Source organism: Janthinobacterium sp. GMG1, from assembly GCF_034427795.1.
Lineage (GTDB): Bacteria > Pseudomonadota > Gammaproteobacteria > Burkholderiales > Burkholderiaceae_D > Janthinobacterium.
This window is the reverse complement of record NZ_JAXQNT010000001.1, coordinates 861,606-877,014: the sequence shown is the minus strand read 5'-3', so window position 1 is coordinate 877,014 and position 15,409 is coordinate 861,606. Positions and strand designations below refer to the sequence as shown.

Here is a 15,409-nt window from a genome sequence, read left to right as displayed (position 1 = left end):
GATGACTACCAATCCCCTGCTTGATTTTTCCGGACTGCCACGCTTCGACGCGATCACGCACGAGCATGTCACGCCTGCCATCGATACCCTCTTGGCCCAGGCGCGCGCCACGGTGGCGCAGCTGGAAGCGCCCATGGAAGAAGTGAGCTGGGAAAACTTCGTCGCGCCCCAGGACCAGATCGCCGAAACCCTGGGCCGCGCCTGGAGCATCGTCAACCACTTGAATAGCGTGATCGATACGCCCGAGCTGCGCGCCGCCTACAATGCGAACCAGCCCAAGGTGACGGAATTCTGGACCGAGCTGGGCCAGAACGAAATCCTGTTCGGCAAATACAAGCAATTGCAGGCCCGCGCCGATTTCGCCAGGCTGTCGCCGGCGCGCCGTCGCATCGTCGACAACGCCGTGCGCGACTTCCGCCTCGGCGGCGCCGAGTTGCCCGAGGACAAGAAAGAGCGCTTTGGCGCCATCCAGGAAGAACACGCGGCCGTCTCGACGCGTTTTTCCGAAAACGTACTTGACGCCACCAATGACTACAAGTTGCTGGTCGACAATGAAGCCGACCTGGCCGGCTTGCCCGACGACGTGAAGGCCGCCGCGCGCGCCGCCGCCGAAAAAGCCGGCAAGCAAGGCTATGAATTCTCGCTGCACTTCCCGTCGTACTACCCGATCCTGCAATTTGCCGACAATCGCGCCCTGCGCGAAACCATCTACCGCGCCAACGCCACCAAGGCGTCGGACCAGGGCGACGTCTTCAGCAAGAAAGAGGACTGGGACAATACACACAACATCGTCACCTTGTTGCGTCTGCGCAACGAAGAGGCACAATTGCTGGGCTACGGCAACTTCGCCGAAGTGTCGCTCGTCTCCAAGATGGCCACTTCGCCCGCGCAAGTCATCGCCTTCCTGGAAGACCTGGCCAAACGCGCGCGCCCGTTCGCCGAGAAGGATCTGGCCGAATTGAAACAATTCGCCCGCGAAGAACTGGGCATCGCCGAGCTGCAAGCGTGGGACGTGCCTTACGCTTCCGAAAAGCTGCAGGAGCGCCGCTATGCGTTCTCGGCCCAGGAAGTCAAACAATATTTCCCTGAGCACAAGGTGATCGACGGCCTGTTCCGCCAGATCCAGAACCTGTTCGCCGTCGAGATCAAGCCCGATACGGCGCCCGTCTGGCACAAGGACGTGCGTTTTTACCGCATCGAGCGCGACGGCAAGCTGGTGGGCCAGTTCTATCTGGATCTGTATGCGCGCGCGGGCAAAAGCGGCGGCGCCTGGATGGACGACGCGCGCGGCCGCCGTGCCGATGCGCAACATGTGCAAACGCCGATCGCCTACCTGACCTGCAATTTCACGGAACCGGCCATCGTCGATGGCAAGGCCCAGCCTGCCCTGTTCACGCACGATGAAGTGATCACCCTGTTCCACGAATTCGGCCACGGCCTGCACCATATGCTCACCGTCGTCGACGAACTGGGCGTGTCGGGCATTTCCGGCGTCGAATGGGATGCCGTGGAACTGCCATCGCAATTCATGGAAAACTTCTGTTGGGAATGGGAAGTGCTCGAACACATGACGGCGCATGCCGTCACGGGCGAACCGCTGCCACGCGCGCTGTACGACAAGATGCTGGCCGCCAAGAATTTCCAGTCCGGCCTGCAAACCCTGCGCCAGGTGGAGTTCTCCTTGCTGGACATGCATTTGCACTATGACTACGACGCCAGCACGGGCCAGAGCGTGCAGCAGCTGATCGACGGCGTGCGCGCCCAGTTTTCGCTGCTCATCCCGCCCCCGTTCAACCGCTTCCAGAATGCCTTCGGGCACATCTTCGCCGGCGGCTACGCGGCCGGCTACTACAGCTACAAATGGGCCGAGGTGCTGTCCGCCGACGCCTATGCGGCGTTTGAAGAAGCCAGGGCGCTGGGACCGGCCGCCACCGCGCAAGCAGGCAAGCGTTACCTGCAGGAAATCCTGTCCGTCGGCGGCTCGCGCCCTGCGCTGGAATCGTTCACGGCCTTCCGCGGCCGCGAACCGTCGATCGACGCCCTGCTGCGCCACAGCGGCATGGCCGCTTGATCGCCATGAGCCGCGTCGATTTTCACAGCAACGTGCCGGACAAGCTGGCCTACGCCTGCCGCCTGGCGCGCAAGGCCTATATGGCTGGCAACAAGGTCGTCGTGCTGGCGCAAGACGGCGCCCAGCTCGACGCCTTGAACAGCGCCATGTGGACCATTTCCGCCACGGATTTCCTGCCGCACGTGCTGGCCGGCGATCCGCTGGCGGCGCAAACGCCGATCATCCTGACCGATGACCCGGCGGCGGAGGTGCCGCATCACGACATCCTCGTCAACCTGTCGCAGTTGCCGCCCGTCAATTACGCGCAGTTCCAGCGCGTGTTCGAAATCGTTTCCATGGATGAGCAAGATGCGCAGGCGGGCCGCCAGCGCTTCCTGCACTACCGCCAGCAAAACGTGCAACCGACCCACTTCGTGGCGGGTAAAGCATGAGCCAGCAGCCATTCGACCAGGGCATCCCCCTGCTGACGGAGGTGCTGCTGGGGCCGGAGGTATCTCCTTCCATGCCAGCAGAGCCTGTTATCGAGACAGCGCCGGCGTTGCCGCCCACGGTGGCGCAGCCCGACTGGGACGCCATCGAACAGCGGCTGACGCAGCGCATCCTGCACCAGGTGCAGGGCAAGATCGACCATCTGCTGGAAGAGCGCATCGCCCACGTCCTGCAAACAGCCCTGCAAAACGCCCTGATCGGCATGCGCGGCGCCCTGCGCGAAGATTTGCAGCAGTCGCTGGAACAGATCGTGGCCCATGCGGTGAGCCACGAGCTGGGGCATTTGCACCCTCCCGCACAGTCCTGAGCAATCGGGTTACGCGCTGCGCGCCAACCCGACCTACCCTATTCTTCCTTCCAACGCCATTCTTTGGTGCGCTCGCGCCTGCGAAATCGGTGCATCGCGCCTCACTTTGGTGATTGTTGCGACAAAATGTAAAAAGCCCGAAATGCGGCTTTGCGCCGCCTGTTTTTTGTTGTACCTTTCTTCACACGTACCGCCCCTCGAAGCGGTTTTCACGAGACGCCGCCGTATCTTTATCCATTGGAGAATGTTTATGCTGCTCAAGACCAAAGTCCTTCCTCTCGCCCTCGCCCTCGCCTTTGCCGGCCATGCGGGCGCACAGGAAATCATCAAGATCGGCCACGTCGCCCCGGTCTCTGGCGCCAGCTCCCACCTGGGCAAGGATAACGAGAACGCGGCCAAGATGGCCATCGAGGACTTGAACGCCAAAGGCTTCAAGATCGACGGCAAAGCCGTGAAATTCGTGCTGGTGCCCGAAGATGACGCAGCCGATCCCAAGCAGGGCACGGCCGTGGCGCAAAAGCTGGTCGATGCCAAGGTCAACGGCGTCGTCGGCCACCTGAACTCGGGCACGACGATTCCGGCCTCGCGCATTTACTTCAATGCCGGCATTCCGCAGATTTCGCCGGCAGCCACCAACCCGACGTACACCCAGCAGAAATTCAACACGGCCTTCCGCGTCGTGGCCAATGACAACAAACTGGGCGGCACCCTGGGCGCATATGCCGTGGGCAAGCTGCAAGCGAAGAAAATCGCCGTCATCGACGACCGCACGGCCTACGGCCAGGGCGTGGCGGAACAGTTCGTCAAGGGTGCCAAGAAAGCAGCGCCTGGCGTGCAAATCGTCGGCAAGGAATTTACCAATGCCAACGCGACGGACTTCAACGCCATTTTGACCAGCATCAAGTCGAAAAATCCCGACCTGATCTTCTTTGGCGGCATGGATTCCGTGGGCGGCCCCATGCTGCGCCAGATGAAGGCGCTGGGCATCAAGGCCAAGTTCATGGGCGGCGATGGCTTGTGCACGGAACCGCTGGGCAAGTTGGCGGGCGACGCCGTGGGCGAAGACATGGTCACCTGCGCGGAAGCGGGCGGCGTGACGGGCGCGCAGCAAAAAGGCATGGACGATTTCCGCGCCCGCTACAAGCAGAAATACAATATGGAAGTGCAACTATACGCGCCGTACGTCTATGACGCCGTGATGACCATGGCCACCGCCATGGCCGATGCCAAATCGTCGAAACCGTCCGTCTACCTGCCGTTCCTGGCCAAGGTGCACTACCAGGGCGTGACGGGCCCGATCTCGTTCGATGCCAACGGCGACATCAAGGACGGCGCGCTGACCTTGTTCACGTATCGTGATGGCAAGAAGACAAAAATGGAAGTGGTCAAGTAAGCGGCTGCGTCGCCACATAAGCCTGCAAGCCTTCGGCCAGCGCGTCGAAGGTGGCGCGGCAGCGCAGGCTGCCGCGCAAGTCTTCATGCATGGTGACCCAGGTTTCCATCGGTAGCGCAAACGCTTGCGGCAACACGCGCCGCAGGGCCGGATTGCGCGCCGCCAGCCCCGCCTGGCACACGCCGATGCCTGCGCCCGCCCGTATCAGGGCCAGTTGCGCCAGGTCGCTGTCGCTGCGCCAGGCAAAATTTTCCCGCGTAAATCCGTTGAAAGCCGCGCCCGCGTTGCGCACGAAGAGGCTCGCCTCGTCGTAGCCGATGACGGCATGTTGCGCCAGGTCGGCCAGTGCCAGCGGCGTGCCGTGCCGCGCCAGGTAATCCGCGTGCGCATGCAGGCCCAGTTCGATCTCGCCCACCTTGCGCGCCACCAGCTGCTCCTGGCGGGGCCGCAACATGCGCACGGCGATGTCCGCTTCCCGGCGCAGCAAATTCTGCACCTTGTTGCTCAATACCAATTCAATGACCAGGCCCGGATGGCGCGCGCGCAAACGGGCCAGGATCGGTGGCAACACCTCCACGCCCACCACTTCGCTGGCCGCGATGCGCACGACGCCGGCCACGCCCTGCCCCTGGCTGCTGGCGGCGCGCTCCATCAGGGCCGCCGTGTGCTCCATGGTTTCCGCATGGGGCCGCAGCGCCAGCGCCACTTCCGTGGGGAGCAAGCCCAGTTGGGAGCGCGTGAACAGGGTCGCACCCAGCGCCTGCTCCAGCGCGGCGATATGCCGGCCGACGGTGGGTTGCGTGATGCCCAGCGCGCGTGCCGCGCCGGACAGCGAGCCGTGCTTCAGCACGGCCAGCAGCGAACGGTAGTATTCCCAGGCAATGGAAGTAGTCATACATAAATGTATAGCCCGTACTCGATGTTCGTCAATTCCCAATTAGCCCTGCGCGGCAGATACTGGTCTCATCAACCACACGGAGGACAATATGGACAAAACAGTATTGGTACTGGGCGCCACGGGCGGCATCGGCGGCGAGATGGTGCGCCAGCTCCTGGCGGCGGGCTGGCAGGTGCGCGCCTTGACGCGGGGAGAGCTGCCATCGCCACGCGGCGACGGCGTTGAATGGCTGCGCGGCGACGCGCTGTCGCGTACGGACGTGCTGGCCGCTGCCAGGGGCTGCGCCGTCATCGTGCACGCCGTCAACCCGCCCGGCTACCGCCACTGGGGCCAGCTGGTGCTGCCCATGCTCGACAATACGATTGCCGCGGCGATGGCCGAAAACGCCACCATCGTGCTGCCGGGCACCGTGTACAACTTCGGTCCCGACGCCTTTCCAGTCTTGGCGGAAGACGCGCCGCAGCATCCGCTCACGCGCAAGGGTGCCATCCGCGTGGAACTGGAAGCGCGGCTGGAACGGGCCAGCACGCAGGGCGCCAGGGTCATCATCGTGCGCGCGGGCGACTTCTTCGGCCCCCGCGCCGGCAACAACTGGTTTTCACAGGGCCTGGTGAAACCGGGCCAGCCCGTGCGCAGTGTGCTGTATCCGGGCGCGCCCGGCGTGGGTCACCAGTGGTCCTACCTGCCCGACGTGGCGCGCACGATGTTGCAATTGCTGGCCATGCGCGCCACCTTGCCCGCATTCTCACGCTTTCACCTGGCCGGGCACTGGGACCACGACGGCAGGCAAATGACGGGAGCGATTGCCCGCGTGGTAAAACAGGCGACAGGAGCTGCGCCCGTCATCCGGCGCTTTCCATGGTGGCTCATGACGCTGGCGTCGCCGTTCGTGGCAACCCTGCGCGAAATGCGCGAGATGCGCTATCTGTGGCAAACGCCTCTATCCATGGAGAATGCGCGGCTGCTGGCCGTGCTGGGCCAGGAGCCGCATACGCCGCTCGACGAGGCCGTGCGGGCGACATTGGAGGGCATGGGGAATCTGCAAAAGGCAGCGGGCAAAAAAAATGCGCCGGGATTGCCGGCGCGCTGATTGCAGGTACTACGGCACAGATTATTTCTGTGCCAGCACCCATTTGACCAGGGTGTGGGCTTCAGCATCGCTCACTTGCGGGTTCGCTGGCATCGGGATCGCGCCCCAGGTGCCGGAACCGCCTTTCATGACTTTCGCCACGAGCTTGTTTTCCGCGTCTTTCTGACCAGCGTACTTGGCAGCCACGTCCTTGAACGCAGGGCCCACCAGTTTCGTGCTCACCGCGTGGCAAGCCATGCAGTTCTTTGCTTTCGCCAGATCCGGATTGGCCAACGCTGCTTGCGATGCCAGAGCCGATACGGTCAATACACTCACCAACATAAAACGTTTCATTGTCTTTTCTCCAAAGTTACTTCCTGCGGCATTTTACTGTGTTTCCGCAGATGCACCACGAGCCCAGATCAAGCGTTTCAATGTAGTAACGCAATGTCCTTGTATCAGGCACTCACATTCTGCCCCAACTGCACGCGCATGACCATGTTGTTTGTAAGGCGATGTAACGACAGCCGGCCCCGCGCAGTGGATCGGGGCCGGCCGTCGCACTTACACAACAAATCAGCGTTTCTTCAACTGCGACAGATCGCGCACGGCGCCCCGGTCGGCCGACGTCGTCAGGGCTGCATAGGCCTGCAGCGCCTGCGACACATAGCGCTCGCGGTTGACGGGCAGCCAGGCTGCATCGCCCTTCGCTTCCATGGCGGCGCGGCGCGCGGCCAGCTGCGCATCCGTGACGCGCAGGTTGATCGTGCGCTCAGGGATGTCGATGTCGATGAAGTCGCCCTCTTCCACCAGGCCGATGGCGCCGCCTTCAGCCGCTTCCGGCGAGGCGTGGCCGATCACCAGGCCCGAGGAACCGCCCGAGAAGCGCCCGTCCGTGAACAGCGCGCACGCCTTGCCCAGGCCCTTGGACTTGATGTACGAAGTCGGGTACAGCATTTCCTGCATGCCGGGACCGCCTTTCGGGCCTTCGTAGCGGATGATGACGACGTCGCCTTCATGCACGGTATCTTCCAGGATGGCAGCGACGGCCGCGTCCTGGCTTTCGAACACGCGCGCCTTGCCCGAGAATTTCAAGATGCTTTCATCCACGCCTGCCGTCTTGACGATGCAGCCCTTTTCGGCCAGGTTGCCGTACAAGACGGCCAGGCCACCATCCTGCGAATAGGCATGCGCCTTGTCGCGGATGCAGCCCGTGCTGCGATCCGTGTCGACAGCCGCGAAACGCTCGGACTGCGAGAACGCTGTCTGCGTCGGCACGCCGCCCGGTGCGGCGCGGAACAATTCATGCACGGCCGGATTGTCGGTGCACATGATGTCGTTTTGCGCAATGGCGTCGGCCAAAGTCGGCGCGTGGATGGTCGGCAGGGTGGTGTTGAGCAGGCCGGCGCGCGCCAGTTCGCCCAGGATGCCCACGATGCCGCCGGCGCGGTGCACGTCTTCGATATGGTATTTGTCCGTCATCGGCGCGACCTTGCACAGGCACGGAACCTTGCGCGAGATGCGGTCGATGTCGGCCATCGTGAATTCCACTTCCGCCTCGTGCGCGGCGGCCAGCAAGTGCAGCACGGTATTCGTCGAGCCGCCCATGGAGACGTCGAGCGCCATGGCGTTTTCAAACGCGGCCTTGGTGGCGATCGAGCGTGGCAGCACGGAATAATCGTCCTGTTCATAATGGCGCTTGGCCAGTTCCACGATCAGGCGGCCCGCGCGCAGGAACAGCTGCTGGCGGTCCGAGTGCGTGGCCAGGATGGTGCCGTTGCCGGGCAGGGCCAGGCCCAGCGCCTCGGTCAAACAGTTCATCGAGTTGGCCGTAAACATGCCGGAACACGAGCCGCAGGTCGGACAGGCCGAGCGTTCGATTTCCGCCACGTCGGCGTCGGATACGGTGCTGTCGCCCGCCTTGATCATCGCGTCGACCAGGTCCAGCTTGATGATCTTCTGCGTGCCGTTGACCACCTTGACGACCTTGCCCGCTTCCATCGGGCCGCCGGAAATGAAGACGACGGGGATATTGATGCGCATGGCGGCCATCAGCATGCCCGGCGTGATCTTGTCGCAGTTCGAGATGCACACCATGGCGTCGGCGCAGTGGGCGTTGACCATGTATTCGACGGAGTCGGCGATCAGGTCGCGCGAGGGCAGCGAATACAGCATGCCGCCGTGGCCCATGGCGATGCCGTCATCGACGGCGATGGTATTGAATTCCTTGGCCACGCCGCCGGCCGCTTCGATTTCGCGCGCCACCATCTGTCCCAGGTCCTTCAGGTGCACGTGACCGGGCACGAACTGGGTGAACGAGTTGACGACGGCGATGATCGGCTTGTCGAAGTCGCCGTCCTTCATGCCGGTGGCGCGCCACAGGGCGCGGGCGCCAGCCATGTTGCGGCCGTGGGTGGTGGTGCGGGAGCGGTATTGCGGCATGATGGACCTTCCAAAAGTGTTGATGCCTGACTGTGCGGGTTTGCAGTAAAACCCTGCATGCAGTGGGGGTACGTCAGATTGCCTTGCCCGCGTCCCACTGTCAAATATATGATGCACGTGTCTGTGAGTCGATTTTCATATCACAGGACTTATTCCACATGGAAACGCATATGAACCTTGAACTGCGCCAGCTGCGCTACTTTGTCACCGTCGCCGAGGAATTGCACTTCGGCCGCGCCGCCGCGCGGCTGCACATGACGCAGCCGCCCCTGTCGCAAACCATCATGGCCCTGGAAGAATTGCTGGGCGCCCCGCTGTTCGTGCGCACGCGGCGCGAGGTGCAGCTGACGCCGGCCGGCACGGCCCTGCTGCCCGAGGCGCGCCGCCTGCTGGCCCAGGCGCAGGATTTACCCGCGCTGGTGCAGCGGGCCGCGCAGGGCGAGGCAGGGCGTCTGAGCCTGGCCTTCGTTTCCTCGGCCGACTACAGCGTGCTGCCGCCGCTGCTGCGCGCTTACCAGACGGCCTATCCGCAAGTGCAGATCGCGCTGCAGGAAGCCACCTCCGACCTGCAGCTCGATGAATTGCTGGCCGGGCGCACGGATGCGGGCCTGTTGATCCCGCCCCTGCCCGAGAAGGCGAAGGGGGAACTCGACTACCTGCCCGTACTGGCCGAACCGCTGGTGCTGGCCGCGCCGTCCGGCCTCGACATCTTGAACACGCCGGGCCCCGTGCGCCTGCGCGACGTGCCGCCCCTGCCCTTGATCATTTTCCCGCGCGCGATCTCGCCCGCCCTGCACGACGCCATCCTCGGCGTGTTCCGCGCGGCCGGCATCACGCCGCAGATCGGCCAGGAAGCGATCCAGATGCAAACCATCGTCAGCCTCGTCTCGGCTGGCATGGGTATCGCGCTTGTGCCACAATCGGTATCGAATCTGATGCGCCCGGGCGTAGAATACAGGCCGCTGCAGGACGCCACGCCGCTGGTGGAAACGGGCCTGGCCTGGCGCCGCGACAATCCGTCCGCCGTGCTGCAAGGTTTCCTGGCGCTGCTGCGCAAGCAGTTCGGCGCGACCGCCGATTAAATTAAGTAGCCGCTAAGGCAAAAAACCGCCAGCGCCCCCATACTACGCAACCTTGGCTTTAAACAAAGAAAGAAACCCCATGCTGATACACCCGATGCCCGACCCGATAGCCATCCAGATCGGCCCGCTCGCCGTGCACTGGTACGGCCTGATGTATGTGCTGGCCTTCGCCCTGTTTATTATCCTGGGCCGCGTGCGCATCAAGCAGCCGCATATCGCCGTGCTGGGCTGGAAGAAGGAAGACCTCGATGACATGCTGTTCTACGGCATGCTGGGCGTGGTGATCGGCGGGCGCCTGGGCGAAGTGCTGTTCTACCGCCCCGAATACTTCATGCACAATCCGCTCGAGATCTTCATGGTCTGGCATGGCGGCATGTCCTTCCATGGCGGCTTCCTCGGCGTCATCCTGGCCATGTACCTGTGGAGCCGCAAGGCGGGCCGCAACCTGTTCGACGTGCTCGACTTCATCGCCCCGCTGGTGCCGCTCGGCTACGCGGCCGGCCGCCTGGGCAATTTCATCAATGCAGAACTACCGGGCCGCATCGCGCCGGACACCCTGCCGTGGGCCATGCAGTGGCCAGGCATTCCGTATCCCGTGCACCCGTCGCCGCTCTACCAGATGCTGATCGACGGCATCCTGGTCTTCATCATCCTGTGGCTGTATGCGCGCAAGCAGCGTCCGCGCATGGCCGTCGGCGCCATGTTCACCCTGTTGTACGGCTGCGCGCGCTTCTTCACGGAATACTTCCGCACGCCGGACTGGGAAGTCGTCTGGCTCGGCGTGCCGATCACCTCGGGCCAGATGCTGTCCCTGCCGATGATCGTCGGCGCCATCGCGCTGCTGGTGTGGGCGTATAAAAGCCAGGTAATGGGCACGCCGCCCACCAAGGTCCGCCCGGCCAACACGTAAAACCGCTGTTCCCCGGTGGCGCGCCAGGCAGGCGCGCCCCCCTCCCCTCCTCTGGCAACATTTCCCTAAAAACAGCAAGATTTCCGTATGGAATGGACTTGCTGTTGACATCTGGGTATCATCGTTTGCACGTGCCGCCACCGGGGAGTGCCTTGCCATGCCGCCTGCCGGGCAAAAACTGACATGCTCGATCGCGCTGGGCGCCGGCTATGTGCTAGCCCAGTTGGCCTTGACGGCCTGGGCCGGCTCGCACGCCCCCTGGGTCAGCTATGCGTTCAGCATTGTCTCGCCCCTGCTGGCGCTGGCCGCCTGTTGCCGCTGCGCCTATGTCAGCGCGGCAGGCGCCGCCAGGACAGGCTGGGCCCTGTTCGCCGTGGCCATGCTGTTCTGGAGCTCGGGCATGATATTGTCGGCCTGGCAGGACCTGAGCGGACAAGTGGCTTCCGACGCCACGTATTTTTCCGATTTCGCCTATTTCATGTACGGCGCGCCCCTGCTGCTGGCCATGTCGTCCGTGACGCACGAGCATCCTTCACGCACCTTGCAATGGCTCGACGCCGTACAGGTGCTGCTGGCGGCCTACCTGGCCTATACGGCCATCTTTTCCGTGTCGCCCTTCGACCAGCGCTCGATCGCGCCGATTCCCGCCAGTCTGCTGGTGCTGACCTACAACGTGGAAAACCTGGTCTTGGCCTGTTGCGCTTCGCTGCGCCTGCTGGCGCGCCGGCGCGATGGCGGGCAAGGCCGCTTTTACCTGCTGCTGGCGGTGTTCTTATGGTGCTATGCGGGCTGCGCGGCCGCGTATAACTATCTGACCTTGCATGGCGCGACCGAAGCCTGGAGCGAGGTGCTGCCGAGCCTGCCCTTCCTGATCCTGGTGCTGCTGTCCATGCGCGTCACGGCGGCGCGGTCCGGTGCGGAAAGCGCACAGGCGCAGCAGACCCCGCAAAAGCTGACCCTGCTGATCGACAATTTCAGTCCCATCTTCTTTACGGCCGCCTTGCTGGGCCTGGGCTTTGCCGTCATGCGCGCGCATTTCTACCTGGCGGCGGCGTCGCTGTTCGTCGCGCTGCTGGTCCACGCGCTGCGCTCGGCCACCCTGCAAAGCCGCTACATGCAAAGCGAACTGGCCTTGCGCGCGGCGCATGACAAGCTGGAAAAGCTGTCGCTGACGGATGGCTTGACGGGCATCGCCAACCGGCGCTGCTTCGACCAGACCCTGCAGCTGGAGTGGCAGCGCGCCGCACGCAACAATCAAGCGCTGGCGCTGCTGATCATCGACATCGATTTCTTCAAAAGCCTCAACGACAGCTTCGGCCACCCGTATGGCGACGCCTGCCTGGTGCAGATCGCGGCCGCCCTGCATTCCGCGCTGCCGCGCGCCAGCGACCTGGCGGCCCGCTTCGGCGGCGAGGAGTTTGCCGCCATCCTGCCCGCCACCGATCGCGTGGGCGCGCTGGCCGTGGCGCACAAGATGCAGGAAGCGATCGCTGCGGCCGCCATCGTCCACGCGCCGTCGCGCGGCGGCCTGGTGACGGCCAGCATCGGCCTGGCCCTGAATGACGCAGGACAGACGCCGGAGCAATTGCTGGCCTCTGCCGACCAGGCCCTGTACCGGGCCAAGCAGAATGGTCGCAACCGGGTCGAAGGCTAACTTGTCAGCTTGCCGGTAATGACTTTCCATTGCGCCGGCGTCACGGGCGTGATCGACAGCCGGCTGCCCTTCTTGAGCAGCAGCATGTCTTCCAGCTCCGGCATCTGGCGCATCTCGGACAGGGGCAGCAGCGCCGTCTTCTTCACGCCGCGCACGTCGACGCTGATCCAGCGCGGCTGTTCTGGCGTGGCTTTCGGGTCGAAGTATTTGCCGCCCTCTTCAAACTGGCTGTGATCGGGATAGGCGCCGCTGGCCACTTCGGCCACGCCCGCCACGCCCGGCTGCGGGCAGCTCGAGTGATAGAACAGCACGCCATCGCCCGGCTGCATGCCATCGCGCATGAAGTTGCGCGCCTGGTAGTTGCGCACGCCAAACCAGGGCATGGTGTGCTGCGGCGCCGCCATCAGGTCGTCGATGCTCACTTCATCGGGTTCGGATTTCATCAGCCAGTATTGTTTCATGTTCACTCCCTATCAAAAGCAACAGGCGTAAAAAAACGGTTGCGCATCGATGCTGCAACCGTTTTCTTTGTACTGCAAATTGGGCCCCGCCTGTGCCGCTATGCCGGCATCCCGAACCAAACGGTTCAAGGTGGTCACGTTAGTTCAATTTCGGGTTCGTCGAACGAGCGACGCTCACTCCCATCAAACAAAATTCGCAACCGATGCGCATAAATGGTTCAAGGAATATATGGCAATCGCGAACACCGCAGGGTAGACCCAAGTTTACTCCTTTGCTCGCGCATCGCAAAGACAAATCGTCGCGTGCACGCTTAAAAAAGGTTTTCCTGGGGCGTCAGAGCGCTATCCAATACCGTGTGCATGGCCGAGATTTTCTGCTTCACTTCCAGTATCGTCAATTCCGACAGCGGACCTTGCGGCGACTTCACGGAGAGGAATTCGGCGGCCACGCCCAGGGCGGCCAGCACGGCGATGCGGTCGTTGCCCTTGACCTTGCCCGCGTCGCGGATGGCCTTCATTTTGCTATCGAGATAGATCGCCGCTTCGCGCAGCGCGCGCTCTTCGCCGTCGCGGCACACCATGCTGTAGGACTGGCCCATGATATTGACATCGACACGCGGCATTACGCTTCCTTCTCGTTCTCGGCAATATAGGCGCCCGCTTCCGAAGCGGCTTGCTCCAGGCCAGCTTGCACCAGTTCGGGAATTTTTTCCAGCAACGCTTCCACCCGCTCCTGCGCCTCGCGCATGCGTTGCACATACTGCGCGTTATCTGCGGCCAGCGCGGCATTGTCCTTGCGCAGTTGCGCGTTCTCACGGCGCAGCGCATGGGTCATTTCGGCCAGCAGGCCTATTTTGTCGGATAATTCGTTGAATTCGGAAATCATGCCGCCACTATAGGGCGGACGCTCCATGGGCGTCAATCGAATCACGCCGCTGTCACACATATTTACATCAATGCAGGGCAGTTGGCGGACAATACACGCTTTTTCCGGCGCTTTTCGCCAAGTGCACGCATCCGCCAGCGCCGCGATGGCCGCGTTTTACTCGTCGACGTAATCGGGTTCGATATCGAGGCCGCCATAGCGGTTTTCGCAAGAGCGGCGCGTCAGCGTCTGTTCTCCGCCCTTGCCGTCAAGCACCATCGTCAAGTCGCGGCAAGTACGGCTGTAGCTGCCAGGTTTGGCGTCCGTACGCGAGGGCGTCAGTCGCACTGCCAGCGGCACCGCATTGCCCAGTCCCTTGTTGCTCCACTGGCGGCTCTTGCCATCCTCTTCATCTTTCAAGGTGCGCACGGCGGCCTTCAGCAACGATGCTTGTTCTTTTGCATTCAGCTTGGCGATGGTGACGTCGGACAGGAACGGCGGATACACGACGGGCGCCGGGTCCTTGCCCTGCACATCCCATTTCCCGCTGTTCTGCGAACAGGTGCGGCGGCTCAGGTCCTGCGACTTGCCGCCCGCCGTGACGACGAATTTCAGGTCGCGGCAGACATGCGCCTTCAGGCTGTGCTCCGTCATGCCCGAGTTGCTAAAGTTATACGTGACTTTGACCATCACGCCGCGGTCGCCGCCGTTGTCCCACACATGGGCTTCCTGGTCGTCGTCGTCCTTGTTCAAGTCGTTGAACAAATCGCCCAGCAGCATCTCCTTTTCCTGCGGCGTCAGGGTCGCCACGGTGATTTCGTCGGCGATGGTGGGCGTTTGCGCAGCGGCATTACCCAGACAGGCGAGGCCGATGACGGTGGCGCCCAGCAGGCGCAGGGCGGGACGGGAAGTCGGGAATGGCATGGTGTGCTTTCTGATGCAAGTGGTGATCTGAGGCGATATTGATATGCAATTGCAATCATCTTATCAAATTTCATAGTCAAACTCTGTTTCCTGTGCGTACAGGAACGCCCCCTCTCCGGACGGCATGCTAGAGTCGCGCCTGTTGCTGACGCCCGGGAACGAGGCTTGCGCCAGCGCAAACCCTGCGTAAATGCAGGCTGCGCAGAACGTCTATGCTTATCTTCCCGGAGAATAAGCCCTTGAATAAGCCCCCTACCGTCCCTATAATTAGCACTCGTTAGTAGAGAGTGCTAACAAACTCTTTCGTAGCAATCCTCAGGACTGATGGTGCTTGCCAGACCACTGCAGGGAACGCTACGCGGCGGGCGACGCCGCGATGCACCACTGCCGGATACAGGCAAGGACAGGATGACATGGGGTTTGCTTGACCGTTGCGGGCTGCTTTCAACGGCGGTCACTGAAAGCAGGCCTGGCGCTGTGCCAGGCATGTATTCATTTAGCAACACCTATCCATTGAACTTTAAGGAGTTTTGTATGAATCTGCGCCCATTGAACGATCGCGTCATCGTCAAACGCCTCGACCAGGAAACCAAAACTGCGTCCGGCCTCATCATTCCTGATGCAGCTGCTGAAAAACCGGATCAAGGCGAAGTCCTTGCCGTAGGCAATGGCAAGATTCTCGACGACGGCAAAGTCCGTCCTCTGGATGTCAAAGTGGGCGACCGCGTCCTGTTCGGCAAGTACGCCGGCCAAACCGTCAAAGTTGACGGCGATGAGCTGCTGGTCATGCGCGAAGAAGACATCATGGCGATCGTCGTCAAGTAATTGTTTCCACGTTGTAGAC

At 62.6% G+C, this 15,409-nt stretch carries 16 protein-coding genes and 1 other RNA gene; 9 read left to right on the top strand and 8 right to left on the bottom strand.

What is annotated here, in order from left to right:
• Position 1 precedes the first annotated feature (1 nt).
• From SJI03_RS03975 to SJI03_RS03960, 4 genes are all read left to right on the top strand, one after another.
• Positions 2 to 2,071, top strand: coding sequence for a M3 family metallopeptidase (locus SJI03_RS03975; RefSeq protein ID WP_322426326.1), 2,070 nt, complete (start codon positions 2 to 4; stop codon positions 2,069 to 2,071).
• Between the two features lie 5 nt (positions 2,072 to 2,076).
• On the top strand, positions 2,077 to 2,502 hold the full coding sequence (locus tag SJI03_RS03970) for a DNA polymerase III subunit chi (protein ID WP_322426325.1): 426 nt from the start codon (positions 2,077 to 2,079) through the stop codon (positions 2,500 to 2,502).
• Complete coding sequence (locus tag SJI03_RS03965; protein ID WP_322426324.1) at positions 2,499 to 2,867, top strand: hypothetical protein; 369 nt, start codon at positions 2,499 to 2,501, stop codon at positions 2,865 to 2,867. The genes SJI03_RS03970 and SJI03_RS03965 overlap by 4 nt, the downstream gene beginning before the upstream one ends.
• Positions 2,868 to 3,117: 250 nt before the next feature.
• Positions 3,118 to 4,260 carry a branched-chain amino acid ABC transporter substrate-binding protein gene (locus tag SJI03_RS03960; protein ID WP_070301412.1) on the top strand — a complete coding sequence of 381 codons (1,143 nt, stop codon included), beginning with the start codon at positions 3,118 to 3,120 and terminating at the stop codon, positions 4,258 to 4,260.
• Here the strand turns inward: SJI03_RS03960 and SJI03_RS03955 are convergent.
• A complete protein-coding gene (locus SJI03_RS03955) occupies positions 4,253 to 5,155 on the bottom strand; it encodes a LysR family transcriptional regulator (RefSeq protein ID WP_322426323.1) in 903 nt (300 codons plus the stop codon). The genes SJI03_RS03960 and SJI03_RS03955 overlap by 8 nt on opposite strands.
• Before the next feature lie 91 nt (positions 5,156 to 5,246).
• On the opposite strand from SJI03_RS03955, the gene SJI03_RS03950 reads away from it, so the two are divergent.
• On the top strand, positions 5,247 to 6,248 hold the full coding sequence (locus tag SJI03_RS03950; protein WP_322426322.1) for an NAD-dependent epimerase/dehydratase family protein: 1,002 nt from the start codon (positions 5,247 to 5,249) through the stop codon (positions 6,246 to 6,248).
• A gap of 21 nt (positions 6,249 to 6,269) precedes the next feature.
• Here the strand turns inward: SJI03_RS03950 and SJI03_RS03945 are convergent, their stop codons facing one another.
• Both SJI03_RS03945 and ilvD read right to left on the bottom strand, forming a co-directional pair.
• Positions 6,270 to 6,581, bottom strand: coding sequence for a c-type cytochrome (locus SJI03_RS03945; RefSeq protein ID WP_034747381.1), 312 nt, complete (start codon positions 6,579 to 6,581; stop codon positions 6,270 to 6,272).
• A gap of 222 nt (positions 6,582 to 6,803) precedes the next feature.
• Entirely contained in the window at positions 6,804 to 8,669 is a 1,866-nt protein-coding gene (gene ilvD, locus SJI03_RS03940; RefSeq protein ID WP_099378044.1) for a dihydroxy-acid dehydratase, read from the bottom strand.
• Between the two features lie 170 nt (positions 8,670 to 8,839).
• Between ilvD and SJI03_RS03935 the strand changes: the two genes are divergently transcribed.
• The 3 genes from SJI03_RS03935 to SJI03_RS03925 all read left to right on the top strand — a co-directional run bounded on the left by SJI03_RS03935 (position 8,840) and on the right by SJI03_RS03925 (position 12,315).
• Positions 8,840 to 9,751 carry a LysR family transcriptional regulator gene (locus tag SJI03_RS03935; protein WP_322426321.1) on the top strand — a complete coding sequence of 304 codons (912 nt, stop codon included), beginning with the start codon at positions 8,840 to 8,842 and terminating at the stop codon, positions 9,749 to 9,751.
• A gap of 79 nt (positions 9,752 to 9,830) precedes the next feature.
• Positions 9,831 to 10,661: a prolipoprotein diacylglyceryl transferase gene (lgt, locus tag SJI03_RS03930; RefSeq protein ID WP_322426320.1), complete on the top strand. Its 831-nt coding sequence runs from the start codon at positions 9,831 to 9,833 to the stop codon at positions 10,659 to 10,661.
• A 157-nt stretch (positions 10,662 to 10,818) separates the two neighbouring features.
• Positions 10,819 to 12,315 carry a GGDEF domain-containing protein gene (locus tag SJI03_RS03925; protein ID WP_322426319.1) on the top strand — a complete coding sequence of 499 codons (1,497 nt, stop codon included), beginning with the start codon at positions 10,819 to 10,821 and terminating at the stop codon, positions 12,313 to 12,315.
• On the opposite strand, the gene SJI03_RS03920 is transcribed toward SJI03_RS03925, so the two are convergent.
• The 5 genes from SJI03_RS03920 to SJI03_RS03900 all read right to left on the bottom strand — a co-directional run bounded on the left by SJI03_RS03920 (position 12,312) and on the right by SJI03_RS03900 (position 14,565).
• Positions 12,312 to 12,776 carry an EVE domain-containing protein gene (locus SJI03_RS03920; protein WP_322426318.1) on the bottom strand — a complete coding sequence of 155 codons (465 nt, stop codon included), beginning with the start codon at positions 12,774 to 12,776 and terminating at the stop codon, positions 12,312 to 12,314. The genes SJI03_RS03925 and SJI03_RS03920 overlap by 4 nt on opposite strands.
• Positions 12,777 to 12,855: 79 nt before the next feature.
• A non-coding RNA gene (ssrS, locus tag SJI03_RS03915) (6S RNA) lies at positions 12,856 to 13,033 on the bottom strand.
• Between the two features lie 54 nt (positions 13,034 to 13,087).
• Positions 13,088 to 13,399 carry a cell division protein ZapA gene (locus tag SJI03_RS03910; RefSeq protein WP_034747344.1) on the bottom strand — a complete coding sequence of 104 codons (312 nt, stop codon included), beginning with the start codon at positions 13,397 to 13,399 and terminating at the stop codon, positions 13,088 to 13,090.
• Positions 13,399 to 13,662, bottom strand: a complete 264-nt coding sequence (locus SJI03_RS03905; RefSeq protein ID WP_099378049.1) for a DUF904 domain-containing protein — start codon at positions 13,660 to 13,662, stop codon at positions 13,399 to 13,401. Before SJI03_RS03905 ends, SJI03_RS03910 begins: the two co-directional genes overlap by 1 nt.
• A 156-nt stretch (positions 13,663 to 13,818) precedes the next feature.
• The gene (locus SJI03_RS03900) at positions 13,819 to 14,565 is read right to left on the bottom strand and encodes a hypothetical protein (protein WP_322426317.1); all 747 of its coding nucleotides are present in this window, start codon (positions 14,563 to 14,565) and stop codon (positions 13,819 to 13,821) included.
• A gap of 534 nt (positions 14,566 to 15,099) precedes the next feature.
• Between SJI03_RS03900 and groES the strand changes: the two genes are divergently transcribed.
• Positions 15,100 to 15,390, top strand: a complete 291-nt coding sequence (groES, locus tag SJI03_RS03895; RefSeq protein WP_010400979.1) for a co-chaperone GroES — start codon at positions 15,100 to 15,102, stop codon at positions 15,388 to 15,390.
• Positions 15,391 to 15,409 lie beyond the last annotated feature (19 nt).